The sequence below is a fragment of the Bacillus sp. FSL R5-0709 genome (assembly GCF_038004785.1).
Taxonomy (GTDB): domain Bacteria; phylum Bacillota; class Bacilli; order Bacillales; family Bacillaceae_G; genus Bacillus_A; species Bacillus_A mycoides.
Window position 1 is genome coordinate 2194582 of the sequence record NZ_JBBORT010000001.1, and the last position, 25927, is coordinate 2220508.

A 25927-nucleotide genomic window follows, 5' to 3' on the forward strand; every position below is an offset into this window, starting at 1 on the left:
GAAATGAACTTAGGGGAATTTGATGGAAAAACGGTTTTAGTAACAGGTGCAGCTCAAGGTATAGGCAGTGTTGTTGCCAAAATGTTTTTAGAAAGAGGAGCTACAGTTATTGCGGTTGATCAAAATGAAGAGGGGTTAAACGTACTCTTAAATGAAAATGAATTAAATGAAACACGTATGAAAACATTTCATTTAGATGTGAGTGATAGTACTGCTGTTGAAGATATGGTAAACGGTATTGAAAATGATATAGCAACAATAGATATATTAATAAATGTTGCAGGGGTATTACGTATGGGACCGATTCACTCTTTAAGTGATGAAGATTGGAATAAAACCTTCTCTGTAAATTCTACAGGAGTTTTCTATATGTCTCGAGCAGTAAGTAAACATATGATGCAAAGAAGGTCAGGGGCAATTGTTACAGTTGGTTCAAATGCGGCAAATACTCCGAGAATGGAAATGGCTGCGTACGCTGCATCAAAAGCCGCAACGACAATGTTTATGAAGTGTTTAGGATTAGAGCTTGCAGCATACAATATTCGCTGCAACTTAGTTTCTCCTGGTTCTACTGAAACTGAAATGCAAAGATTACTATGGGCTGATGAGAATGGAGCTGAAAATATAATTGCTGGTTCTCAAAATACATATAGACTCGGTATTCCGTTACAAAAAATTGCACAACCTTCAGAAATTGCTGAAGCTGTATTGTTTTTAGCTTCTGATAAAGCGAGTCATATTACAATGCACAATTTATGTGTCGATGGCGGAGCTACATTAGGAGTTTAATAAAAAATTCAGGAGGTTTTAATACTATGAATGAACTTATAGCCGTAAAGGAACTGTCAGAAAAATTATTAGAAGATTATAAAACTGAATCTTCGTTCTTTTTCGCTTCACCAACTCGAACGATATTGACAGAAGGAGAGTTTACTACAGTAAAACATCATGAAATTGAAAGTTTTCCAGAACTTGTACAAGCGGTATTAAGTAATGCAAAACAAGCCGGAAATCCGAATCCTATCGTTGTTGGTGCTTTGCCTTTTGATCGTAGAAAAGAAGTTCAACTTATCGTACCAGAACATAGTAGAATTACTGAGCGTTTACAGTTAGAGACAACAAATGAGATAAAACGAAATGAGAAACTGACATTTGAAATGACACCGGTTCCAGCTCCTGAAGTTTATATGGATGGTGTGAAGCAAGGAATAGCAAAAATTCAGGACGGAGATTTAAGAAAAATCGTTCTATCTAGATCGTTGGATGTTAAGTCTTCCGAGAAAATTGATCAACAAAAACTACTTCGTGAATTAGCGGAACATAATAAGTACGGCTACACATTTGCTGTTAATTTGCCGAAAGATGAAAACGAGTACAGTAAGACGTTAATTGGAGCAAGTCCTGAATTACTTGTTTCACGTCATGGTATGCAAGTAATTTCTAATCCGTTGGCTGGCTCAAGACCACGAAGTGAGGATCCAGTAGAAGATAAAAGAAGGGCAGAAGAATTACTTTCTTCTCCAAAAGATTTACATGAACATGCGGTAGTAGTTGAATCGGTTGCCGCTGCGCTTCGCCCTTACTGTCATATATTACATGTTCCAGAAAAACCCTCAGTTATTCATAGTGAAGCAATGTGGCATTTGTCTACGGAAGTGAAAGGTGAACTAAAGGACCCAAATACGTCTTCTTTAGAATTAGCAATTGCTCTTCATCCTACGCCAGCAGTTTGTGGAACTCCAATGGAAGAAGCGAGAGAGGCTATTCAAAAAATTGAGCCATTTGACCGTGAATTCTTTACAGGAATGTTAGGGTGGAGCGATTTAAATGGAGATGGCGAATGGATTGTTACAATTCGTTGTGCTGAAGTGCAAGAGAATACACTTCGCTTATATGCAGGTGCTGGAGTTGTTGCTGAATCAAAGCCAGAAGATGAGTTAGCAGAAACATCAGCTAAGTTCCAAACAATGTTGAAGGCTTTAGGGTTAAGAGATAATGCGCTGAATGAAAAATAGGGGGAAGAAAGAATGTTAATAGGTTATACGGAATGGCCAAAAGAATTTGCCAATCGCTATCGAGAAGAAGGGTGTTGGCTTGGAGAAACATTTGGTTCGATGTTAAAAGAACGTGCTGAAAAATATGGGGATCAAATTGCGGTTGTAAGTAGTAATACGCATATAACGTATAGTGAACTTGATAAAAAGGTAGATCGCTTAGCTTCAGGTTTACTGAATTTAGGAATAAAGAAAGAAGACCGAGTTGTAATCCAGTTACCTAATATTATAGAGTTTTTCGAAATATGCTTTGCGCTATTTCGCATTGGAGCACTCCCTGTTTTTGCACTACCTTCTCATCGCAGTAGTGAAATTAGTTATTTTTGCGAGTTTGGTGAAGCGAGTGCTTACGTTATTTCAGATAAGGCTCTCGGCTTTGATTATCGAAAACTAGCAAGAGAAGTGAAAGAGAAAGTTCCCGCTTTACAACATGTAATCGTAGTGGGGGAAGAAGAAGAATTCGTGAACATAACTGATCTTTATATGGATCCGATTCCGTTACCAGAAGTTCAGCCAAGTGATGTTGCGTTTCTCCAATTATCAGGAGGGACGACAGGACTTTCTAAATTAATTCCTAGAACACATGATGACTATATTTATAGTTTACGTGTTAGCGCTGACATTTGTAATTTAAATGCAGAAAGTGTCTATATGGCAGTTCTTCCAGTAGCACACAATTACCCGATGAGTTCTCCAGGGACATTTGGAACTTTCTATGCCGGTGGAAAAGTAGTATTGGCAACTGGAGGTAGTCCAGATGAGGCATTTGCTCTTATAGAAAAAGAAAAAGTTACGATTACAGCGCTCGTTCCACCATTAGCAATGATTTGGCTTGATGCGGTATCTTCCCGTAATAACGATTTATCAAGCCTGCAAGTTATTCAAGTAGGCGGTGCGAAATTTAGTGCCGAAGTTGCGAAGCGTATACGCCCTACATTCGGATGTACGTTACAGCAAGTGTTCGGTATGGCGGAAGGGTTAGTAAATTACACAAGACTAGATGATCCAGAAGAAATCATTATTCATACACAAGGTAGACCGATGTCTACATTTGATGAAGTTCGAGTTGTTGATGAACATGATAATGATGTTAAGCCTGGTGAAGTAGGTAGTTTATTAACAAGAGGGCCATATACAATTCGTGGCTATTATAAAGCGGAAGAGCATAATGTAAGATCATTTACAGAAGATGGTTTTTATCGCACAGGTGATCTTGTAAAAGTAAATGAACAAGGTTACATCATTGTAGAAGGAAGAGATAAAGATCAAATTAACCGTGGTGGTGAGAAGGTTGCTGCGGAAGAAGTTGAAAATCATCTATTAGCACATGATGCAGTACATGATGTAGCAATTGTATCTATGCCTGACGATTATTTAGGAGAACGCACTTGCGCTTTTGTTATCGCTCGTGGACAAGTCCTAACTGCAAACGAATTAAAAATGTTCTTAAGAGAACGTGGTATAGCAGCTTATAAGATTCCAGATCGAATTGAATTTATTGAATCATTCCCACAAACAGGTGTTGGAAAAGTAAGCAAAAAAGAATTACGTAAAGTCATTGCTGAAAAACTTATTACAGTAAAACAATAATAAAAATCGGAAGGAAGTGATTAGATGGCTATCCCATCTATTTCAGTATATAAAATGCCAATTGAATCAGAACTACCAAAAAATAAAGTGAATTGGACGCCAGATCCGAAACGTGCGGTTCTTCTAATCCATGACATGCAAGAATATTTTCTTGATGCATATAGCGATAAAGAATCGCCAAAAGTAGAACTAATTTCAAATATTAAGGTAATAAGAGAAAGATGCAAGGAACTTGGTATACCAGTTGTTTATACAGCACAACCTGGTGGACAAACGTTAGAACAACGAGGGTTATTACAAGACTTTTGGGGTGACGGTATTCCTGCTGGACCAGATAAAAAGAAAATTGTCGATGAGCTTACTCCAGATGAGGATGATATATTCCTAACCAAATGGAGATATAGTGCATTTAAAAAGACGAATCTATTAGAAATTTTAAATGAGCAGGGAAGAGATCAACTTATTATTTGCGGTATTTATGCGCATATTGGCTGCCTTTTAACAGCTTGTGAAGCATTTATGGATGGTATAGAGCCATTTTTTGTAGCAGATGCAGTTGCTGATTTTTCACTAGAGCATCATAAACAAGCATTGCAGTATGCATCAAATAGATGTGCAGTAACGACATCAACAAACTTACTATTAAAAGATTTACAAAGTGTAAAAAGCGATGAGAGTGAAGGAATCACTTTACAGAAAGTACATGAACTAGTTGCACAACTACTCCGTGAGCCAGTAGAGAGTATTGAAGTTGATGAAGACTTATTAAATAGAGGACTTGATTCGGTCAGAATTATGAGTTTAGTAGAGAAATGGCGTCGCGAAGGGAAAGAAATCACTTTTGCAGATTTAGCAGAACGTCCAACTGTTGATGATTGGTACCGTTTACTATCTTCACAAGCAGCACAAGTGCTGTAACAAATAGACTACATAATAAAGGGGTAGTAAAGAATGCCTAATAGTCAAAAGATTCGTCATTCGTTATCATCTGCGCAGTCTGGTATGTGGTTTGCGCAACAATTAGATCCGCTTAATCCGATTTATAATACTGGGGAATATATAGAAATAAACGGAAATATTAATCATGAAATTTTCGAGTTAGCTGTACGTAAAGTGGTAAAAGAAGCAGAAGCACTTCATGTTCGTTTCGAAGAGGATGAAATTGGCCCATGGCAAGTTATTGAGGAATCGTCAACGTTTCATATGCATTTTATTGACGTTCGTAAAGAAGAAAATCCTGAAGAAGCTGCTAAAGTATGGATGAAAAATGATTTATCTGTACCGATAGATTTAAAAGAAGATAAATTATTTACTGAAGCACTTATTCAAGTTGAAAATAATCGTTTCTTTTGGTATCAGCGCATCCATCACATTGTGATGGATGGCTATGGATTTTCACTTCTTAGCCAAAAGGTAGCGAATGAGTATACATCACTTATAGAAGAAACAAATAAGAATGAAAAGCCATTTGGTTTTCTTGCAAAAATTGTACAAGAAGATAATGAGTATCGTGAATCTAAACAATTTCAGGAAGATCGTACTTTTTGGCTAGAAAAGTTTGCAGATGAACCGGAAGTTATAAGTTTAGCAGAACGAGCGCCGAGAACATCAAATGGATTTTTACGAGAAACTGCTTATCTATCAAATGCTAGTACAAAAACTTTACTAGAAGATATTAATATTTCGTTAACGAGTTGGCCCGAATTTGTTGTAGCCGTAACGAGTATTTACATGCATAAATTAACAGGTGCAAATGATATTGTTTTAGGTTTACCGATGATGGGGCGTCTTGGTTCTGTATCTATTCATACACCAAGCATGGTAATGAATTTAGTTCCACTTCGTCTAAAGTTAACTCCAAATATAACTTTTGCAGAATTAATACAGCAAGTTTCTAAAGAAATTCGAGACGTACGTCGTCATCATAAATATCGTCATGAGGAATTAAGAAGAGACTTAAAGTTACTAGGTGAAAATCAAAGGTTGTTTGGGCCGTTAGTGAATGTTATGCCTTTTGATTATGGGCTTAACTTTGCTGGGAATCGTGGTATTACACATAATTTATCAGCAGGACCTGTTGATGATTTATCGATAAATGTATATAAACGTTTCGATGAAAATGAGTTAATGATTCATTTTGATGCGAATCCGGAAGTATATAACGGCGCGGAACTAGCATTGCATAAAGAAAGATTTATGAGTCTATTAGAATTAGTGATAAATAATTATCATAAAGACGAGCCGATTGGAAAAATAAACATTACTCTTCCTGAAGAAAATCATAAAGTTTTATTGGAATGGAATGAAACGAAGAAAGCTGAAGAGCTAATTAATCTACCTATATTATTTGAAAAACAAGTACAAAAAAATCCAAATAAAATAGCAGTTACTTGTAACGGGATAAAACTTACGTATAAAGAGCTAAATGAACGAGCGAATGAACTAGCACACTATTTATTAGAAGAAGGAATAGAAGTAAATCAGTTTGTAGCCTTAGTATTTCCAAGATCAATAGAAATGGTAGTTAGTATGCTAGCAGTTCTAAAGGCTGGTGCAGCGTATTTACCGATAGATCCAGAATACCCAGCCGAGCGAATTCATTATATAGTAAATGATGCAAATCCAGTTTGTATCATAACACATTCATCTGTTTCATCTACTTTAGTTATAGAAAATGATATTAAAGAAATCATATTAGATAGCGAAGAAACGAAAATAGCGTTAAAAACATATTCTCATATGAATCTACCATTTAAAAATGATGAATCACTTTTAAACCAAGCTTATACAATTTACACTTCAGGATCAACCGGAAATCCAAAAGGTGTAATTGTTACTATGAAAGGTTTAAGTAACTTCTTATTAGCTATGAAAGATATGTTTTCATTAAATGAAAACGATCATTTATTAGCAGTTACAACGTTTGCGTTTGATATTTCTGCTCTAGAAATTTATTTACCTCTTATTAGTGGTGCAAGTTTAACAATTGCACAAAAAGAGGTAATCCAAGAGCCTTCTGCATTAACGACATTGTTACAAGAAGAAAGAGCGACAATTATGCAAGCTACACCGACGCTCTGGCAGGCGTTAATAACTGAATATCCAGAGAGGTTACAAAGGCTAAACGTACTCGTTGGCGGTGAAGCTCTTCCGGCACATTTAGCAAATAAATTAAAAGAATTAGGTTGCTCTATAACTAACTTATATGGACCAACTGAAACGACTATTTGGTCTACTTTCATGAATATTGATGACAGTGAAAATGGTATACCTCCTATTGGAAGACCAATTTGGAATACAGAAGTGTACGTTTTGGATGCAGGGTTACAGCCTGTTCCACCTGGAGTTATCGGTGAATTATATATTGCAGGAGAAGGACTTGCGAACGGATATTTAGGAAAACCAGCGTTAACGGCTGAACGGTTTGTTGCAAACCCTTATGGAAAAGCTGGAGCACGTATGTACCGCACAGGTGATCTTGTGAAATGGCGTAAGGATGGTGTGTTAGAGTACATTAGTCGCGCAGATCATCAAATTAAAATTCGCGGTTTCCGAATTGAATTAGCTGAAATTGAAACGGTATTACAACGACATGAAAATATACAACAAGCAGTGGTAATGGTACGAGAAGATCGTCCAAATGATAAACGAATCATTGCGTATATCGTTGCCGAAGAGAAGGAAATGATTCATCTTTCAGAAATTCGCTCTTATGTTTCAGAAAGTTTAGCGAATTATATGGTACCATCAGCATTTGTTGTGCTAGAAGAATTACCATTAACACCAAATGGTAAGGTTGATAGAAAGAAATTACCTGCTCCTGATTTTAATGGAATGAACAATGAGAGAGTTGCTAGAAATCCGAAAGAAGAAATACTATGTGATTTATTTGCAAAAGTACTTGGTGTTTCGCGAATTAGTATAGATGATAATTTCTTTGAAATGGGCGGCCATTCGCTTCTTGCATCTCGTTTAATGGCAAGAATTCGTGAAACGTTAAGTGTAGAATTAGGAATCGGAAAGCTATTTGAATCACCAACTGTTGCTGAATTAGCGAACCAGTTGGATCGTGCAAAAAGCGCAAGACCAGCTATTAAGAAAGTAAGTAGGCCAAATGAAGTTCCACTTTCATTTGCACAGCGCAGGTTATGGTTCTTAAATTGTTTAGAAGGTCCAAGTCCTACTTATAATATTCCGTTAGTCATTCGTATGTCTGGAAAATTGAATGAGGAAGCACTGCAAGGTGCCTTTTATGATGTAGTTGAGAAACATGAAACACTTAGAACGATTTTCCCGAATTCACTTGGCAGTTCATATCAAAGAATTCTAGAAATGGATAAATTGAATTTAAAAATGATTATAACAAATACATGTAAGGATGAATTAGAAAGTACACTGTCTGAAGCTGTAAGATATAGCTTTAATCTTGATATCGAACCAGCAATTCGTTTGCAACTTTTTAAAGTGAGTGAAAACGAACATGTTTTACTAATTCTTTTGCATCATATTGTAGGAGATGGATGGTCATTACAAGCGTTAACGAGAGACTTTACAGCGGCTTATAAAGCACGATGTCAAGGTGATAGTGTTCAACTAGAAACCCTTCCAGTTCAATACGCAGATTATTCACTATGGCAACAACAGCTATTAGGTGATGAAACAAAACCAGACAGTATTATTTCAACACAATTAGATTTTTGGAAAGAAGAGTTAAAAGGTTTACCAGATCAAATGGAGTTACCTACAGATTATCAGCGCCCAATTGAAACTAGTTATCGCGGGGAAACAATTCATTTTCATTTAGATGAAGGTATGCATAGTAGGTTAGTGGAGCTCGCTCGTAAAAATGGAGTTAGTTTGTTTATGGTGTTGCAAGCAGGACTAAGTGCCTTATTTACAAGATTAGGTGCTGGAACTGATATACCATTAGGTAGTCCGATTGCTGGAAGAAACGACGATGTACTCACGGATATAGTTGGTTTATTTGTAAATACATTAGTGTTACGCACAAATACATCAGGAGATCCAAGTTTTAAAGAATTATTAAATAGAGTGAAACAGGTAAACCTTGCAGCTTATGAAAATCAAGATGTTCCATTTGAACGACTTGTTGAAGTGTTAAACCCAGTACGAACTCGAAATAGTCATCCGCTGTTTCAAGTTATGTTAGCTTTCCAAAATACGCCAGAAGCAACGTTTAATGTACCGGATTTAGAAGCAAGCCTTGAAATTCAAAGTGTTGGTTCTGCAAAATTTGATTTAACATTTGAAATTAGCGAGAGTAACAGAGTTGATGGTACTCCAAACGGCTTATACGGATTGTTAGAGTTTAGTACCGATTTATATAAACGTGAAACGGTTCAAAAACTAATAGAACGATTCATTCTATTATTAGATGATGCAGAGAAACATCCGGATCAATCAATTGGTAGATTAGAAATATTAACTTTAGCAGAGCGAAATACAGTTTTAGAAAAGTGGAATGGTGGTTTTCAAATTGTACCTGAAATGACATTGCCACAATTATTTGAAAAGCAGGCTCATGTAAATCAAAATTCTATTGCTGTCGTCTTTGAAGATGAAAAGCTAACTTATGAAGAGTTAAATAGAAAAGCGAATAAAATAGCTCGTTTGTTAATAGCGAAAGGAATCGGTCCTGATCAACTTGTTGCTTTAGCGATGCCGAGATCTTTAAATATGGTTGTAAGCTTACTTGCTGTTCTTAAAGCTGGTGCGGGATACCTTCCGTTAGATCCGGATTATCCGTCAGATCGTATCTCGTTTATGCTACACGATGCGAAACCATCATGTGTTTTAACAAATTCAGATGTGGAAATTGAATGTGATGAGGCACTAAAGATTTTAGTTGATGATGTGAACGTAATAGAAGAAATTGAGAAATATAGTGAAGACAATATAGATGAAATGGAGCGCATGAAGCCGTTATCTCCTTCACATATTGCTTACGTTATTTATACGTCAGGCTCAACAGGTAGACCGAAAGGGGTTATGATACCTCATCAAAATGTAGTAAGACTTTTAGGAGCAACTGATCATTGGTTCCAATTTGACGCAGACGATGTGTGGACGATGTTCCATTCATACGCTTTTGATTTCTCGGTTTGGGAAATTTGGGGACCTTTATTATATGGAGGGCGTTTAGTTGTAGTACCACATACTGTAAGTCGCTCGCCGAAAGAATTTTTACAGCTTCTTGTTAAGGAAAAGGTTACTGTTTTAAACCAAACTCCATCAGCGTTCTATCAATTGATGCAAGCAGATCGTGAAAATGAAGAGGTTGGTCAAAAATTATCTTTACGATATGTTGTTTTTGGCGGAGAAGCACTTGAACTAAGTCGATTAGAAGATTGGTATAGTCGTCATCCTTATAACGCACCGAAGCTTATTAATATGTACGGAATAACGGAGACGACGGTACATGTTAGTTATATTGAATTAGATGAAAGTATTGTATCTTTACGAGCAAATAGTTTAATCGGGTGCAGTATACCGGATCTTAAAGTATACGTATTAGATAACTATTTACAACCGATGCCACCTGGAGTAGTTGGAGAAATATATGTTGCAGGTGCAGGGCTCGCTCGTGGATATTTAGGAAGAGCAGGATTAACTGCTGAACGTTTTATCGCAGATCCATTTGGTAAGCCAGGTACAAGAATGTATCGTACAGGAGACCTAGCGCGCTGGCGTCAAGATGGGACGTTAGATTATATAGGACGTGCAGATCATCAAATTAAAATTCGTGGATTCCGAATTGAATTAGGGGAAATAGAAGCGGTAATAATGAAACATCCTAAAGTTGAACAAGTAGCTGTTATTGTACGGGAAGATCAACCAGGGGATAAACGATTAGTTTCTTATATCGTCGCATCAAATAATGAAACGATCGATACGAATGAAATGCGTCAGTATGCTGGAGGTAGTTTGCCAGATTATATGGTTCCATACGCTTTTGTAGTAGTAAATGAGTTACCTTTAACTCCAAACGGTAAATTAGATAGAAAGGCATTGCCAGCTCCAGAATTTATTGCATCATCTTCTAGCCGCGGACCGAGAACACCGCAAGAAGAAATGTTATGTGACTTGTTTACAGAAGTTTTAAGTGTGTCTCAAATTGGAATTGATGATGGATTCTTTGATCTTGGTGGTCATTCACTTCTTGCAGTGCAGCTGATGAGTCGCATTAAAGAGGCACTTGGAGTTGAACTAAATATCGGAACTTTATTTGCAGCACCTACTGTTGCAGGGCTTGCTGAAAGACTTGAAATGGGGAATGGTCAAAGTGCACTTGATGTGTTGCTTCCATTACGAGCAAGCGGAGATCAATTACCACTATTTTGTGTACATCCAGCAGGTGGATTAAGTTGGTGCTATGCAGGACTTATGAAATCTTTAGGAACAGATTATCCAATCTATGGTGTACAAGCACGTGGTATCGCTGAAAATGAAGAACTTCCAAAAAGCTTAGAGGAGATGGCGGCGGATTATTTAAAACACGTTCGTGAAATACAGCCTCACGGACCATATCGTTTACTCGGATGGTCGCTTGGAGGAAATGTTGTTCATGCTATGGCGGCGCAACTTCAAAATGAAGGGGAAGAAGTAGAATTACTCGTTATGCTGGATTCGTATCCTGGTCACTTCTTACCGAATACGGAAGCACCTACTGAAGAAGAAGCGTTAATCGCATTACTTGCTTTAGGTGGATATGATCCAGATAACATGGATGGTAAACCACTTACTATGGAAAGTGCGGTTGCAATACTTCGCAAAGATGGAAGTGCATTAGCAAGTCTTGAGGAAGAGACTATTTTAAACTTGAAAGAAACATATGTAAATTCAGTAGGGTTGTTAGGGAAATACGTGCCAAAAGTTTATAACGGGGATATTTTATTCTTTAGATCTACTGTTATACCAGACTGGTTTGATCCTATTTCTCCAAATACGTGGCTAAATTATTTAGACGGGGAAATCGTGCAGCATGACATTGATTGTAGACATAAAGATTTATGTCAGCCAGGTCCACTTACAGAAATTGGACAAGTGCTAGCGAAATATTTGCAGAATAAGAAAGGGGTAAGTAAAGTATGACGAATCCATTTGAAAATGATAATTACACATATAAAGTATTAATGAATGAGGAGGGCCAGTATTCTCTCTGGCCTGCCTTTCTCGATGTACCAATTGGATGGAATGTCGTACATGAAGAAGCTAGCAGACAAGTTTGCTTAGAATACGTTGAAGTTAACTGGAATGATTTAGAGCCGAAAAAAAATCAAATTAGCGAAAAAATATTAGTAGGAAAACAATAATGAAAGTAAAAATAAATCCAAAAGTAGTTGTAAGCATCGTTTATATAACAGCGATGTTTATGGCTGCGATGGATGCAACGATTGTGAATGTAGCACTGCAAACGATAAGCAAAGAACTGCAAGTGCCCCCATCTGCAATGGGGACTGTAAATGTTGGGTATTTAGTTAGCTTAGCTATTTTCCTTCCGATTTCTGGTTGGTTAGGAGATCGCTTTGGTACGAAAAAAGTATTTTTAACTGCCCTTTTCGTTTTTACAATTGCATCTGCACTATGTGGAATTGCTAATGATATTACTTCATTAAATATTTTTCGTATCATTCAAGGTGCTGGTGGCGGACTTTTAACACCAGTCGGGATGGCGATGTTATTCCGAACATTTTCACCAGAGGAAAGACCAAAAATTTCTCGATTTATTGTACTTCCAATTGCTGTAGCACCAGCGATCGGACCAATTATTGGCGGTTTCTTTGTAGATCAAATGTCTTGGCGCTGGGCATTTTATATTAATCTGCCGTTTGGTATCATTGCGTTGCTATTTGGACTTCTATTTTTAGCAGAGCATATTGAAAAATCGGCTGGTCGTTTTGATTCTCTCGGTTTTGTTCTTTCAGCACCAGGTTTTGCGATGCTCATCTATGCACTCAGTCAAGGCCCGTCAAAAGGTTGGGTTTCTCCAGAAATAATTAGTATTGGGATAGCTGGGATTGTATTACTTACATTGTTTATTATTGTAGAACTTAAAGTAAAGCAACCGATGTTAGATTTACACTTATTAAAAGAACCGGTCTTTAGAAAAATGAGTCTTATTTCGTTGTTTTCATCAGCTGGTTTACTAGGAATGTTATTTATTTTTCCGCTTATGTATCAAAATGTAATAGGAGTTTCCGCGCTGGAATCGGGTCTTGCTACATTCCCAGAGGCGATTGGATTAATGATTTCTTCGCAGATTATACCATGGTCATATAAGAAATTAGGAGCTCGAAAGGTAATCTCTATTGGATTAGTAAGTACGGCGGTTATCTTTATTTTATTAAGTTTTGTAAATCATGATACGAATCCATGGCAAATTCGGGCACTATTGTTTGGCATTGGTATTTTCTTAGGTCAATCTGTCGGTGCGGTTCAATTTTCTGCTTTTAACAATATTGCACCACCTTCTATGGGGAGAGCAACTACTATATTCAATGTGCAAAACCGATTAGGATCTGCAATAGGAGTTGCTGTTTTAGCTAGTATACTATCTGGTTTTGGAAGTAATAACGTACAGAATAATGCACAATCAGATTTTTTACCATATCAAGCAGCATTAATTGGATCAGCAATATTTTTACTCATAGCATTACTATTTTCTTTACGTATTTCTGATAAAGAGGTAATGTCAAAGAAGAATAAAAAGCCGTTATCTGTATTACAAAAAGAGAAAGAAGTTGTAAATGAATGAGTTGCAGCATGCTAATACTCTTTTGAAATAAAGTAATATTGGCATTTAAAAGGAGAGAGTTTACATGATAGAGAGTAAAGTTGTAGATTCTGTACCAACCCTTAATGAGAATAGTTGTCAAATATGGTGGGCAAGAATTTCAGATTTACAATCATGGCATTGCAATTTACTAAATGATGTAGAGCGAGAGAAAGCAAATTCATATCATCATTCGGCAGACCGTGCGCGTTTTATAATAGGTTGTGTAATTAGTAGATTAGTACTTGGAAAGGTACTTTCTATGTCGCCAGTTCAAGTGCCAATTGATCGAATGTGCCCAGTATGTAAATTACAACATGGCAGACCACAGTTACCAGAAGGGATGCCGCAAATATCAGTCTCACATTCGGGTGAGTGGGTTGTTGTTGCATTTACTAAATCTGCACCTGTGGGTGTTGATGTTGAGCAAATGAATCCAAATGTAGATGTTATGAAAATGGCAGAGGGCGTATTAACAGACATTGAAATAGCACAAGTTATGAAGTTACCTGATGAGCAGCGACTAGAAGGATTTTTAACATATTGGACTCGAAAAGAAGCAGTGCTGAAAGCGACAGGTGAAGGACTATTGATCCCACCAGTAGAAATTACAGTATCAGCTCCAAATGACCCTCCAAAATTGTTGATTTTTAAAGATAGACAAGAGTTAGCAGAAAATACAATGATGGAAGATGTAAGACCTAGTTTAGATTATATGGCTTCCATTGCAATATTTAGTAAAGAAGTAACTGAAATTACGCAGTTAGACGCGGGATTGCTATTAAATCATCGTTAATTTTTAATAAAATTTCTTATAGAAGAGGTGTTCCTCATGTTAGTAGCGGAAAATAGAAAAACTGAATTAACTTATAATGTACAGGCAATTAAAGATATGTTGTTTTCTAGAAATACGTCATCTATTCTAGCTTTAGAAAAACTTGTAAAAGATACAGTTCAGTTTGATGTACTTGAACAGGAAGCGCTCGATAGACAATACATTCCGAAAGAAGCAAAGAATTTCTTTGATAAAAACGGAACATTTCTTTATCGCGTATCTAATGTTAGTTATAAAGGTAAGGTGTTATCTGAAAATCTAATTTTTGCAGACACTTCGTTTTTACCGGATACAATAAAGAGTGAATTAGAGAGTGGAAATATTCCTGTTGAAAACCTTATAGAAAAGATGGAAGTAAGAAGAAACGTATTATATGAAGGATATCAGCCATCTGGAAATATTATCGAATTGTTTGATGGATGTTCTGTTGCGGCGAATGTTTATCCAACTAGAAAATATCAAATTGTAAGTAACTGCAAATGTGTATTTTATATTTGTGAAGTGTATCATGCAGAGAATATAAAGGAACTGCTTAAATAAGAAATAAACAAGAAACCAGCCTATAAAATGGCTGGTTTCTTGTTTATTTAACAGCTTCTTTTAATTCTTTTCCTGCTTTAAATGCTGGAACTTTACCAGCAGCAATCTGAATTTCTTCTCCAGTTTGCGGATTACGCCCTGTACGAGCAGACCTTTCACGCACTTCAAAAGTTCCAAAGCCGATTAGTTGCACTTTATCGCCAGATTGTAATGCATTAGCAATTGTGTCAAATACGGATTGTACAGCTGCAGAAGCATCCTTTTGAGAAATATCAGCTGATTGTGCTACATTTTTAACTAATTCTGTTTTGTTCATGTTTTCACCTCATAAAAAATTTTTTAGAATGAATGTTTTAGTATAATGGTTAGTAAAGATAAAGCTAACTTTGTGATTAGAAAGAATGCTGTATGTTTATGTTAATTTCGTTGAAAGAAACTGAATCCCTGCTAATATTTAGGGATTAATTAAGAATTGATGCATACAACAAGCTGTAATATGAGGATGAGGGGGAATATACGGATGATTTTTCGTGAAAAGAATGAGAAAGAAAGTATATTAATACGTCAACATGATCATGGTTTTTTAGCTGGTGAAATTGCAAGACATATAATAGAAGATTTTTTTGAAGATAAAATATACTTAAAAGAGACAATTGATGCTATATATGAGCATGATAGAGGATGGATAGAGCTTGATAAAGTACCAATTTTGAATGATACTAAAAATATTCCATATACATTTATGGATTGTCCAAGTTCATTACGCTTTGTTTTTTATACGATTGGTTTGAATGCAATTGAAGAGTCAAATCCATACGGGGCGCTACTTTGTAGTAAGCACTTTTTATCATTTTCATTAAATGAGGAAGATGAAGAGATGATGTCTTTTTATAAAAATGAATTGGAACGACAAAAAAGAATTTTGAAAACGTTAACAAAAGAACAATATGCGATGTTTGATAAACATTATAGATTATTAAAGTTTTGTGATGAACTTTCTTTATATGTATGTATGAATAAACCTGGTGTAAAAAAGAAAGATGAAATTGATTTATTTAAAGATGGTTTTGAAGGAACAGAAATGTTTAATAGTAAGGGGGAGAAGCCTATTCAAGCTGAATGGGTGGATGAAGAAACAATTCAAATTACATCGTTTCCATTTAAAACGGAATTTTATACATATGTAAAATATAAAACTATAAATAAACATGAAGTTAAAGAAAAAGGGATTGTAAAAGCTGATAGAGAAGCGGAAATGAAGAAGCAAAACATTCGTTTCATACAATAAGGAGGAGATTTAGATTGAAAGATTACATGTTAAAACAGTTTGATTACCATGCTTGGGCTAATACACGATTATTCAACCGACTAAAAGAGTTACCAAACTATGAGACAATTTTTAATGAACAGATACAGAGTGTATTCCCATCAATTAAGGATACTTTTGTACATATTTATATTACAGATCAAGTGTGGTTACACATATTGCATGGTAAAAGTATGAGTGAAGTAATACAAGACCGAGAAAAATTACGAAAACAAATCGAAACTAAATCGTTACATGAATTAGAAAAAATGTTTGAAAACATGGCAAATCAATATAAAGAATTTTTAAGTAGAATACAAGACGTAAATACTGTATTTGTTATTGAGAACCCATATGCAGGTGCATTAGACACTTCCATTTTAGAGTTAGTGCAACACGTCGTAAATCATGGTACATATCATAGAGGGAATATAACAGCAATGATCCGTCAACTTGGTTATTCATCTACAATGATGGATTTTGTACTTTATTTACATATGGTTCAGGAGGGAAAGGAATTGAAATAGAGAAAAAAGGAATGGCTTATTATAAATGAGCCATTCCTTGTTTTAGTGATTAACTTGCCTGTTTTTTATGACTTTCTTTCAATTTCTCTGCTTGTAAAAAGCGATTCGTTTCAGCGACAACAATACCACTTAATCCGATTAGACCAATTAAGTTTGGAATCGCCATAAGTCCATTTGCAATATCGGCAAATGTCCATACGACACCTAGCTTTAAATTAGCACCTATTGCAATCATAACGATAAAGATTGCTTTATAATATCGTACAGCACCTTGTCCAAATAAATAAGCTACACACTTCTCTCCGTAATACGACCAACCTAAAATAGTAGAGTAGGCGAATAATATAATGGCGATACCGAGAATCATACTACCAGCAGTACCGAATACGGATTGGAATGCTAATGTTGTAGCTTCAACACCAGTTTTACCTGATTTCCATGCGCCTGTAGTAATTAATACTAGCCCCGTAATTGTACATACAATAAATGTATCTAGAAAAGTACCAGTCATAGAAACTAAAGCTTGTTTTGCAGGTGAATCTGTTTTGGCAGCAGCCGCAGCAATAGGAGCACTTCCTAAACCAGCCTCGTTAGCAAATACACCACGTGCCATTCCTATTTGAATTGCAGATGCAACTGTTGCTCCGATAAAACCACCAGCAGCTGCAGTACCTTGAAATGCACCAGAAAAAATAAGTGAAAATGCTTCTGGAATTTGATCAAAGTGATAGAAAATAATAATAAGGCCAGCGATTATATAAAAGAATGCTTTAATAGGAACGATATATCCAGTAACTCTACCAATCTTTTTTACACCGCCCAAAATAACGATAGCGATTAAGAATGACATGAGTATACCAGTTAATGCAGGAGGGAAAGAAAAATTGATTCGCATTGCCTCTGCAACCGAATTAGATTGAACCATATTACCGATACCGAAAGAAGCAGCTGTGCCGAATATAGCGAATAAAACAGCCAGCCATTTTTTCCCTAAACCACGTTCTAAATAATACATTGGTCCACCGGAGTATTCACCATTTTCATTACTAACACGGTATTTCACCGCAAGGATTGCTTCGGCATACTTTGTTGCCATTCCAAATAAAGCAGTAATCCACATCCAAAAGATTGCGCCGGGTCCACCGATTGTCACAGCAGTTGCGACACCTGCTATATTTCCCATACCAATCGTTGCAGCCATAGCTGTCATCAGTGCTTGGAAGTGACTAATATCTCCAGAAGATGATGTATCCTCTGATTTTTTAAAAGCTAGTTTGTGAGCGTATATTAGTTTACTAAATTGTAAACCTTTTAAGCGCACTGTGAGAATGATACCAGTTCCAACAAGTAGCAACAAAGTTGGTAACCCCCACACATACTGATTAATTTGTTCTAATACTTTACTTACTGTCTCCATCTGTATTCTCCTTTTTTAGAAAAAATAAAAACCACTTCAAGGAAATGAAATGGTCTCTGGAGAAACAAGGGATAGAAAAATAAACCGATACAAATCGGCATTTTCTTTCGCTTGTCTCTGTCCTTTTACCTGAGAGATTATCCGCTAGATTAGCGGATTTGCTCCTTCGGTGCTCGTTTTCCTCCGCGCTATATTAAGCGAGAGGGAGTCTCTCCAGAGATTCGTCCCCATGCAGTTCTACTTGTAAACAAGACCTGAGAGTTTCAAAGTTGGTTCAGCAACTTTTTGCCCCGTCGGTAGATCAATAGACCTTCTCCTGAATGGTTCATCCGAATTATAAAATTAAAAACTTAAACGCATTGATTCTGTATAGAATCAATAAAAACATTATAGATATACAATTAGTGAAATGCAATCATTTTTTATTTTGAAATAGTAAATAAACTTATTTTTTTGGTATTCCTAATTTATCTTCTATTTTATGATCTCAGGAGAGATTACTTATTATATATTCGAAAAATGAATGGTGATAAAAGAGATAGGACGTAACAATGTAGGATTATTTATGTCTTACTTTCAAATTTTCAATTCTGAATTATTTGAATTATAATTGTTGTATGTGTGGAATAAACCAATATTTTATAGGGAAATGAGTTGATAAATTGCCAAGAATAAAAAAAATAGGGCGTTTTTGTCCTGTGGATGATGAAGGATTTATTATAAACGATGCACATTTTAATAAAATTCAGCCTGTGTTTTTGGAGGTAATACAAGAAATAAAGGATACTTGTTGTCAATTTTTGCGGGATGATTTGCACAGTGTTTATATAAGGGGTTCTATTCCAAGAGGGATTGGGATAGAAGGGGTTGCAGATGTAGATATGATTATATTAGTTCGAAAGAATCCTCAAGTAATTGACTTAAGCTGGAGCAAGGAGCTAGAAGTCCAAATTACACAGCAGTTTAATTGTATATCAGGAGTGGAATTAAGTTTTTATAGTGAAAAAGAAGTAATAAACTCAGAGGATTTTTCTTTTATAGGATTTATGATTCAGACACATAGTGTATGTATATTAGGTGAAGACGTAAAATTATATTTACCTAAATATAAAGTAAGTCAGGAGATAGCGTATGAACATCTCATTCATTTGCGGAAACAAATTGAACAAACACACGAAGAGTTAATTCATAATAAGGACGTGGATGATATAGAGGATTGTTGTCGTTGGATCATGAAGATTGTAGTCAGGGCAGGTCTAGCATTAACAATTGATAGAGAAGGGCTGTATTCCAGGGACTTATATCCAGCATATGAGTTATTTAGTAAGCATTTTCCCGAACAAGAAAAAAATATGAGGAAAGCACTACAATATGTAATTGAACCGATAAAAGATATAGAAGAAATCTTATCATTTTTAGATACGTTTGGTGATTGGTTGATAGAAAAAGCAGAGGATTCTTTGAAAAATATACAAATTTAATAAACTATAATTTCATTATGTAAACAGATTGTGTTGAAGAATAGAAGAGAGGAGAGATATTGGGATTTTTACATTGTGGATGTATTCTCGCAAGGCAAGTATTCAGGTAATCAACTTGCGTTATTTATGGAAAATTAGGGATTTTCTAGTTGGGAAATCAATGATCTTAATGTCCGTGATTTTGCAGATTATTATGGAATCACAGAGGATGTGGCAACAGGAAGCTCAAATGGATGTTTAGCGGCGTATCTTATAAAATATCGTTATCTTGGAACGAAAAAGATAAATATGCATGTTGGACAAGGGGATGAGATAAATCGCCATTCTCTAATACATATAGAAGCAGAGGTGATTGAGAGTAAAATTAATGTTTGCGTTGGTGGAAAAATAGAAAGTATTGCAAGTGGGAAATGAACCGTATCATAAGGGGGATTAGAAATGCTATTAAAAACAATATTTTGCAAGGTGGAAGAAGAGAAAAGGGAATTGTTTTCTGATGCGCAAGAAAAATGGCGTGATTTACAGTATTTAGACGGATTCTATGGACAATTTGGTGGGTGGAATGAAGGGGAAGCGTGTGTATATACTTTATGGGAAGATAGAAATGCATATCAATCATTCATGAATGATGCTCATGATACAATTTTTTTAAATAGTAATCAAGAAGGCACATATATTTCCTGTAATATTGAAATGTTTCAAACGTTGTATGATATAACAGAAACTCCTTTGAAAGACGTAACTGCACAAGGATCATTTGTAAGAGTTGCAATTTGCGATGTGAAAGAAGGAAAAGAAAAGTATTTTTTACATACGCAAGAAACAATTTGGAATAAAGGAATGGAAAATGCAAAAGGAATGTTAGGTGGAGTTGTTGGGAAGTCTTTAAAGACTGAAAATCGTTACATAGTATTAACGTATTGGCAAGATGAAATAGCACATGAACTCTATATGAAAGAAATTTTCCCAGAGTTATATCAGTTAGCAAATGTAAATGAGTATGTTGAAAATATAAATGGGAAGAGAGTTATTCGGGAGGAAGAATGGTCTGTTGCCGCTTCTAAATAAAGTTAGAACTTATTAAAGTAGCTAGTTTCGAAAAATTCGATACAGAACATTAGTTCTTGTATAATTACTTTGTACAAGAATAAGAGGGGAGATATTTAAATGAGTAGAGTTTTAAGATTTGAATTGCAAGTCCCAAACCCTGAAGAAGCTATTCAATTTTATACAAATAGTTTTGGATGGAAGTTTGAAAAAATGCCTGGGCCACATGACTATTGGTTCATAATTACAGGTGAGAGTGATAGACCTGGTATCGATGGTGGATTAATGAAATCACCTGATGGTGCTACTAGGACAACTAATTCGATTGAAGTACCTTCAGTTGATGAGTACATAAATAAAGTTATTGAAAATGGTGGACAAGTAGTTGTACCTAAAACTGCTATTCCTAATATGGGTTACTTTGCTTATTGTATAGATAATCAAGGGCTTCTTTTTGGAGTATGTGAAGAAAATAGTGAAGCGTAAAAAATTAGGGGAGTTCGAGATTATTTTGTTTGTTGAACGATGTTTTCTATCAAAGATTATAATTATTGAACACTTTTGTATAAAAACTAGTATTCGTTTAGTTGAAGAAGGATCCATTTTGATTATTTTCAAAAGGGTTCTTTTTTATTTTTCACATATTGTGAGTTATTTAGGCATGATTAATCAAACTTATATCGGTATATTATCTATGAAAAAAGTAAATAAATGATGTTATATTCAAGGGTTAATCTATTGACTGCTAAACAGTTTGAGGTGAAAAGGAAAAGAGGACCAATTATTTTCGTGTAAACATGTAATTAAGTGAAGACGTCATATACCCTTTCATGTTAATATATTTAAGTTATAATAGGAGGCTTACCCTTTTGTATTGTACGGTAGAAGCAGTGTGAGCTTGAAATTTTTTATGAAAAGGATGTGCCTAACTTGCGTATCAATAAATTTATTAGTGAAGCTGGAAAAGCGTCTCGACGTGGAGCAGATAAGTTAATTAACGAGAGAAAAGTAATTATTAACGGTAAGGTTGCAAAAATTGGTGACCAAGTAAATCCAGGTGATGACGTACGAGTAAATGGAGAGCAACTTCGTATTGCTCGAGACCATGTGTATATCGCTTTAAATAAACCAGTAGGTATTACATGTACAAGTGAAAAAGCCGTAAAAGGTAATATTATCGATTTAGTGAATCATCCTTTACGAATTAATCACATCGGACGTCTCGATAAAGACTCAGATGGTTTAATTTTGTTAACGAATGATGGCGATATCGTTAATGAGATTTTACGTGCTGAAAACAAACATGAGAAAGAATATATCGTTTCAGTAGATAAGCCGATTACACCGGAGTTTTTAGAGAAAATGGCAGCAGGTGTTAAAATTTTAGATACAAAAACACTTCCTTGTGAAGTAACACAGTTATCAAAATATGAGTTCCAAATTATTTTAACACAGGGGCTAAATCGTCAAATTCGCCGTATGTGTGAAGCTTTGGGTTATCAAGTATACACGTTAAAACGTACGAGAATTATGAATATTGAGTTGAATAATTTACCAGTCGGACAGTGGAGAGATTTATCGAAAAAAGAGAAAAAACGCCTATTTTCAGACTTAAATTACGAACCACAAGATTGGTAAAAAAGAGAAGGGGAGACCAAAAAATGTTTTTGGTTTCTTTTTTTTGAATAAAAGATATATTTTTAACACTTGTAAAAATAAAATGAATAGGATATATTAAATAACAATAAATGTATTTGTTACAAAAGCAAAGAAAAGGACACGAGTTATTTTAAACGGTTATACAGAGAAGGAAGGAAAGCTGAGAACTTCCTAACGCAGTAAAATAACTTACCACCTTAGAGCTGCACTGGGGAAATCAAGTATCTAGTGCCGTGTAAGCGACGTTATCGCAAAAGAAGCCATTATGTTTTTTGTGATGGGAATCTGGGTGGAACCACGAATATAAGCATATTCGTCCCTATTTACTAGGGATGAATATGCTTTTTTATATTTTATTTCATAATAAGCGAAGAAAAGGACACGAGTTATTTTAAACGGTTATACAGAGAAGGAAGAAAAGCTGAGAACTTCCTAACGCAGTAAAATAACTTACCACCTTAGAGCTGCACTGGGGAAATCAAGTATCTAGTGCCGTGTAAACGACGTTACCGTAAAAGAAGCCATTGTATATTTGCGATGGGAATCTGGGTGGAACCACGGGTAAAAGCACACTCGTCCCTATTTTAGGGATGAGTGTGCTTTTTATTATGAAATGGAGAGATGAAAAATGAAAGAACAGATGATCGAAATTAAATTTCCAGATGGTAGCGTTAAAGAATTTGTGAAAGGCATTACTTTAGAAGAAATTGCTGGGGCAATTAGTAGTAGCTTGAAAAAGAAAGCAGTCGCAGGAAAAGTTAATGATCAGTCTTTTGATTTACGACGAAACATTGAAGAAAGTGCGAAAGTTGAAATCATTACTATGGATTCAGATGAAGGGGTAAAAATTGCAAGACACTCTGCGGCACATATATTAGCGCAAGCTGTAAAAAGAATTTATGGTGATGTAAACCTTGGTGTAGGGCCAGTCATTGAAAATGGATTTTATTATGACATGGATCTTCAAAGTAGTGTAAACGTAGAAGATTTACCGAAAATAGAAAAAGAAATGAAAAATATTATAAATGAAAATGTAAAGATAGAGCGAGTTGAGGTTTCTCGAGAAGAAGCAAAAGAATTGTTTCAAGAAATGAATGATAGTTTGAAATTAGAGCTTTTAGAAGCAATTCCTAATGGAGAAAGTGTAACACTGTATAAACAAGGTGAATTTGTAGATTTATGTAGAGGACCACATTTGCCATCTACTGGTTATTTGAAAGCATTTCAATTAACTCATGTTTCTGGTGCATATTGGCGAGGTGATAGTAACAATCAAGTGCTTCAGCGTATATATGGTGTTGCTTTCTCTTCTCAACAAAAATTAGAAGAGTATTTACATTTTGTTGAGGAGGCCGCAAAGAGAAATCATCGGAAATTAGGTAGTGAACTTGAATTGTTTATGTTTTCGGAAGAGGCTCCGGGAATGCCTTTTTACTTGCCAAAAGGACAGATTATTCGCAATGAATTAGAAGCATTTTTAAGAGAAATTCAAAATGAGTACAATTATCAAGAAGTGCGTACTCCATTTATGATGAATCAAGAATTATGGGAGAAGTCAGGACACTGGGGACATTACAAAGACAATATGTATTTCTCAGAAGTAGATCATAAAAGTTTTGCGTTAAAACCGATGAATTGCCCAGGCCATATGCTTATGTTTAAAAATAAATTACATTCTTATCGTGAATTACCGATTCGTATGTGTGAGTTCGGTCAAGTGCATCGACATGAATTTAGTGGCGCTTTAAACGGATTATTAAGAGTTCGTACTTTCTGCCAAGATGATGCTCATTTATTTGTAACACCAGAACAAATTGAAGATGAAATCAAATCAGTGTTGGCGCAAATTGACTATGTGTATAAAACTTTTGGTTTCGAGTATGAAGTAGAGCTTTCTACTCGTCCAGAAGATTCAATGGGTGATGATAAATTATGGGAGCAAGCAGAATTGGCATTAGAAAATGTATTACAGTCATTAAATTATAAATATAGATTAAATGAAGGTGACGGTGCATTCTACGGTCCGAAAATTGATTTCCATATTAAAGATGCTTTAAATAGAAGTCATCAGTGCGGAACAGTCCAACTTGATTTCCAAATGCCAGAAAAATTTGATTTAAATTATATAGATGAAAATAATGAAAAAAGAAGACCAGTTGTCATTCACCGAGCAGTTTTAGGATCTTTAGACCGTTTTTTAGCAATATTAATTGAGCACTTTGGAGGCGCGTTCCCAGCATGGGTGGCACCAGTTCAAGTGAAAGTAATTCCAGTTTCAAATGCAGTGCATGAACAATATGTAAATAGGATTGCAGATAAATTAGCACAAGCCGGAATTCGTGTCGAACGAGATATACGAGATGAAAAGTTAGGATATAAAATTAGAGAAGCGCAAATGCAAAAAGTTCCGTATGTTCTTGTTATTGGGGATAAGGAAATGGAAAGCGAAGCTGTAAATGTACGGAAATATGGTGAAGAGAAGTCAGAAGTTGTTGAACTAGATGCGTTTGTGGAAAGTATGAAAGAGGAAATTAAAAATAGGAAATAGAGATTGATAATAAAACACACCATTAATATGTAATACTGAAGTTAAAGTAATTAAAGGTATATTAAATAACAATAATAAACGCAGAGAAGGGATAGCTTAATTGCTATCCCTTCATCTTAATTTCACAATCTAATCCCATTGGTTGAAGAAAGTTGTTATTTGTTTTTATTGAGTGTATTCGTCGCTTTTGTACTCCAAAATATCACCTGGTTGACAATCTAAAGTCTTACATATCGCTTCCAATGTTGAAAAACGAACCGCTTTTGCTTTCCCATTTTTCAGAATGGAAAGATTCGCCATCGTAATCCCAACCCTCTCCGAAAGCTCCGTTACGCTCATTTTTCGTTTTGCTAACATCACATCAATATTAATAATAATTGTCATATTCTCCACCTCAGACCGTTAAATCATTTTCTGATTTTATATTAATAGCTTCTTGTAAAAGCCTTTGGAGAACAGCAGCAAAAACGGCAATCACCATAGAGGCGAAAATGATGGTCAATCCAATTGGTATGAAACTTGGAGGATCAATTTTTTTCGCCATGAGATAGTAGAGTGGCATACCTAGCAAGTACAAGGTACTGATCGTGATGGCACAGTATTTTATATTCTTTAAAGCCTTTACCGATAATTCCGAGAACGCTTGGTTCTTATCAATATAGCTTAAAAGTTTAAAAGCTTGATACAGAGCAAAGTAAAAAGGTATCGCTGCCGCGTACATATCGATTAAAACGAGAGATTTCATATAAGCAATATCTGGATACAATTCTCCAGCGAAATTCCCAATCTTAGGCACCAAAAATATGCACAATGCAAGAACTGGGAATCCTATAAAAATAATAGCTAGCTTTAAAAAGAGTGTCGTAACTTGTTTCATAAAAAGCACCTCACTTATGTAATAACAACATGATTTTATCATGCGATTTATCGTTTTGCAATAAAAATATATTGTTTTTTATTGCGTTATTATTTTTATTGAAATATCTTTTAAATTTTGATAACAATAAAAAGCATTTCTCATTCCAAAGAAATGCTCTTATGAAGTGGTTTGTTTTTTTTAACCTTACAAAAATGTAAGGTAAATGTAAGGGAAATCGAATGAAAGGATTTTAGAAAAGTGAGAATATTAA

21 protein-coding genes, 1 riboswitch and 2 other annotated features are annotated in these 25927 nt (G+C 35.4%); of the genes, 17 read left to right on the forward strand and 4 right to left on the reverse strand.

Annotation, left to right across the window (positions count from 1 at the left end; all coding sequences use genetic code 11):
• The first annotated feature begins 3 nt into the window (after positions 1-3).
• The 9 genes from dhbA (at position 4) to MKX37_RS11310 (ending at position 14812) form a co-directional block, all read left to right on the forward strand.
• On the forward strand, positions 4-789 hold the full coding sequence (dhbA, locus tag MKX37_RS11270) for a 2,3-dihydro-2,3-dihydroxybenzoate dehydrogenase (protein WP_002127287.1): 786 nt from the start codon (positions 4-6) through the stop codon (positions 787-789).
• Positions 790-815: 26 nt separating this feature from the next.
• Complete coding sequence (dhbC, locus tag MKX37_RS11275) at positions 816-2015, forward strand: isochorismate synthase DhbC (RefSeq protein ID WP_078422252.1); 1200 nt, start codon at positions 816-818, stop codon at positions 2013-2015.
• A 12-nt stretch (positions 2016-2027) separates the two neighbouring features.
• Entirely contained in the window at positions 2028-3644 is a 1617-nt protein-coding gene (locus tag MKX37_RS11280) for a (2,3-dihydroxybenzoyl)adenylate synthase (protein WP_002168442.1), read from the forward strand.
• A 24-nt stretch (positions 3645-3668) separates the two neighbouring features.
• Complete coding sequence (locus MKX37_RS11285; RefSeq protein ID WP_002012770.1) at positions 3669-4562, forward strand: isochorismatase family protein; 894 nt, start codon at positions 3669-3671, stop codon at positions 4560-4562.
• 33 nt (positions 4563-4595) lie between these two features.
• Positions 4596-11756, forward strand: a complete 7161-nt coding sequence (locus MKX37_RS11290; protein ID WP_078422253.1) for an amino acid adenylation domain-containing protein — start codon at positions 4596-4598, stop codon at positions 11754-11756.
• Positions 11753-11977 carry an MbtH family protein gene (locus MKX37_RS11295; protein ID WP_000184075.1) on the forward strand — a complete coding sequence of 75 codons (225 nt, stop codon included), beginning with the start codon at positions 11753-11755 and terminating at the stop codon, positions 11975-11977. Before MKX37_RS11290 ends, MKX37_RS11295 begins: the two co-directional genes overlap by 4 nt.
• Positions 11977-13419 carry an MDR family MFS transporter gene (locus MKX37_RS11300; protein ID WP_078422254.1) on the forward strand — a complete coding sequence of 481 codons (1443 nt, stop codon included), beginning with the start codon at positions 11977-11979 and terminating at the stop codon, positions 13417-13419. The genes MKX37_RS11295 and MKX37_RS11300 overlap by 1 nt, the downstream gene beginning before the upstream one ends.
• A gap of 64 nt (positions 13420-13483) precedes the next feature.
• Positions 13484-14233: a 4'-phosphopantetheinyl transferase Sfp gene (gene sfp, locus MKX37_RS11305; RefSeq protein ID WP_002185911.1), complete on the forward strand. Its 750-nt coding sequence runs from the start codon at positions 13484-13486 to the stop codon at positions 14231-14233.
• Between the two features lie 36 nt (positions 14234-14269).
• Positions 14270-14812, forward strand: coding sequence for a hypothetical protein (locus MKX37_RS11310; RefSeq protein ID WP_002012778.1), 543 nt, complete (start codon positions 14270-14272; stop codon positions 14810-14812).
• A 43-nt stretch (positions 14813-14855) separates the two neighbouring features.
• On the opposite strand, the gene MKX37_RS11315 is transcribed toward MKX37_RS11310, so the two are convergent.
• Positions 14856-15128 carry an HU family DNA-binding protein gene (locus MKX37_RS11315; protein ID WP_002012780.1) on the reverse strand — a complete coding sequence of 91 codons (273 nt, stop codon included), beginning with the start codon at positions 15126-15128 and terminating at the stop codon, positions 14856-14858.
• Between the two features lie 204 nt (positions 15129-15332).
• On the opposite strand from MKX37_RS11315, the gene MKX37_RS11320 reads away from it, so the two are divergent.
• On the forward strand, positions 15333-16100 hold the full coding sequence (locus MKX37_RS11320) for a DUF3891 family protein (RefSeq protein WP_078422255.1): 768 nt from the start codon (positions 15333-15335) through the stop codon (positions 16098-16100).
• Positions 16101-16114: 14 nt separating this feature from the next.
• Entirely contained in the window at positions 16115-16645 is a 531-nt protein-coding gene (locus MKX37_RS11325) for a DinB family protein (RefSeq protein WP_002085719.1), read from the forward strand.
• 49 nt (positions 16646-16694) lie between these two features.
• On the opposite strand, the gene MKX37_RS11330 is transcribed toward MKX37_RS11325, so the two are convergent.
• On the reverse strand, positions 16695-18062 hold the full coding sequence (locus tag MKX37_RS11330) for an alanine/glycine:cation symporter family protein (RefSeq protein ID WP_002012784.1): 1368 nt from the start codon (positions 18060-18062) through the stop codon (positions 16695-16697).
• Positions 18063-18169: 107 nt separating this feature from the next.
• A riboswitch (glycine riboswitch) is annotated at positions 18170-18289 on the reverse strand.
• 435 nt (positions 18290-18724) lie between these two features.
• Between MKX37_RS11330 and MKX37_RS11335 the strand changes: the two genes are divergently transcribed.
• The 6 genes from MKX37_RS11335 (at position 18725) to thrS (ending at position 24797) form a co-directional block, all read left to right on the forward strand.
• Complete coding sequence (locus MKX37_RS11335) at positions 18725-19543, forward strand: hypothetical protein (protein ID WP_002168437.1); 819 nt, start codon at positions 18725-18727, stop codon at positions 19541-19543.
• A gap of 156 nt (positions 19544-19699) precedes the next feature.
• The gene (locus tag MKX37_RS11340; RefSeq protein WP_078178853.1) at positions 19700-19957 is read left to right on the forward strand and encodes a PhzF family phenazine biosynthesis protein; all 258 of its coding nucleotides are present in this window, start codon (positions 19700-19702) and stop codon (positions 19955-19957) included.
• Positions 19958-19981: 24 nt separating this feature from the next.
• Complete coding sequence (locus MKX37_RS11345) at positions 19982-20611, forward strand: YdbC family protein (protein WP_002085712.1); 630 nt, start codon at positions 19982-19984, stop codon at positions 20609-20611.
• Between the two features lie 99 nt (positions 20612-20710).
• Complete coding sequence (locus tag MKX37_RS11350; protein WP_002031902.1) at positions 20711-21076, forward strand: VOC family protein; 366 nt, start codon at positions 20711-20713, stop codon at positions 21074-21076.
• Between the two features lie 444 nt (positions 21077-21520).
• A complete protein-coding gene (locus MKX37_RS11360; RefSeq protein WP_002085707.1) occupies positions 21521-22228 on the forward strand; it encodes a pseudouridine synthase in 708 nt (235 codons plus the stop codon).
• A 121-nt stretch (positions 22229-22349) separates the two neighbouring features.
• Positions 22350-22573: a binding site (T-box leader), on the forward strand.
• A gap of 37 nt (positions 22574-22610) precedes the next feature.
• Positions 22611-22833, forward strand: a binding site (T-box leader).
• A gap of 44 nt (positions 22834-22877) precedes the next feature.
• The gene (gene thrS, locus MKX37_RS11365) at positions 22878-24797 is read left to right on the forward strand and encodes a threonine--tRNA ligase (protein ID WP_078179266.1); all 1920 of its coding nucleotides are present in this window, start codon (positions 22878-22880) and stop codon (positions 24795-24797) included.
• A 165-nt stretch (positions 24798-24962) separates the two neighbouring features.
• Here thrS and MKX37_RS11370 read toward each other — a convergent pair whose 3' ends face one another.
• Together MKX37_RS11370 and MKX37_RS11375 are read right to left on the reverse strand one after the other, a co-directional pair.
• Positions 24963-25181, reverse strand: coding sequence for a helix-turn-helix domain-containing protein (locus MKX37_RS11370; RefSeq protein WP_002127301.1), 219 nt, complete (start codon positions 25179-25181; stop codon positions 24963-24965).
• Positions 25182-25191: 10 nt separating this feature from the next.
• Positions 25192-25674, reverse strand: coding sequence for a DUF2975 domain-containing protein (locus MKX37_RS11375; RefSeq protein WP_002127302.1), 483 nt, complete (start codon positions 25672-25674; stop codon positions 25192-25194).
• Positions 25675-25927: the final 253 nt, after the last annotated feature.

Bases quoted from the DNA above. Each gene is read 5' to 3' on its own strand.
- dhbC (WP_078422252.1), top strand. From the start codon at position 816: ATGAATGAACTTATAGCCGTAAAGGAACTGTCAGAAAAATTATTAGAA.
- MKX37_RS11330 (WP_002012784.1), bottom strand. From the start codon at position 18,062: ATGGAGACAGTAAGTAAAGTATTAGAACAAATTAATCAGTATGTGTGG.
- MKX37_RS11375 (WP_002127302.1), bottom strand. From the start codon at position 25,674: ATGAAACAAGTTACGACACTCTTTTTAAAGCTAGCTATTATTTTTATA.
- MKX37_RS11290 (WP_078422253.1), top strand. From the start codon at position 4,596: ATGCCTAATAGTCAAAAGATTCGTCATTCGTTATCATCTGCGCAGTCT.
- thrS (WP_078179266.1), top strand. From the start codon at position 22,878: ATGAAAGAACAGATGATCGAAATTAAATTTCCAGATGGTAGCGTTAAA.
- MKX37_RS11370 (WP_002127301.1), bottom strand. From the start codon at position 25,181: ATGACAATTATTATTAATATTGATGTGATGTTAGCAAAACGAAAAATG.
- MKX37_RS11320 (WP_078422255.1), top strand. From the start codon at position 15,333: ATGATTTTTCGTGAAAAGAATGAGAAAGAAAGTATATTAATACGTCAA.
- MKX37_RS11315 (WP_002012780.1), bottom strand. From the start codon at position 15,128: ATGAACAAAACAGAATTAGTTAAAAATGTAGCACAATCAGCTGATATT.
- MKX37_RS11350 (WP_002031902.1), top strand. From the start codon at position 20,711: ATGAGTAGAGTTTTAAGATTTGAATTGCAAGTCCCAAACCCTGAAGAA.
- MKX37_RS11285 (WP_002012770.1), top strand. From the start codon at position 3,669: ATGGCTATCCCATCTATTTCAGTATATAAAATGCCAATTGAATCAGAA.
- MKX37_RS11295 (WP_000184075.1), top strand. From the start codon at position 11,753: ATGACGAATCCATTTGAAAATGATAATTACACATATAAAGTATTAATG.
- MKX37_RS11300 (WP_078422254.1), top strand. From the start codon at position 11,977: ATGAAAGTAAAAATAAATCCAAAAGTAGTTGTAAGCATCGTTTATATA.
- sfp (WP_002185911.1), top strand. From the start codon at position 13,484: ATGATAGAGAGTAAAGTTGTAGATTCTGTACCAACCCTTAATGAGAAT.
- MKX37_RS11310 (WP_002012778.1), top strand. From the start codon at position 14,270: ATGTTAGTAGCGGAAAATAGAAAAACTGAATTAACTTATAATGTACAG.
- MKX37_RS11345 (WP_002085712.1), top strand. From the start codon at position 19,982: ATGCTATTAAAAACAATATTTTGCAAGGTGGAAGAAGAGAAAAGGGAA.
- dhbA (WP_002127287.1), top strand. From the start codon at position 4: ATGAACTTAGGGGAATTTGATGGAAAAACGGTTTTAGTAACAGGTGCA.
- MKX37_RS11280 (WP_002168442.1), top strand. From the start codon at position 2,028: ATGTTAATAGGTTATACGGAATGGCCAAAAGAATTTGCCAATCGCTAT.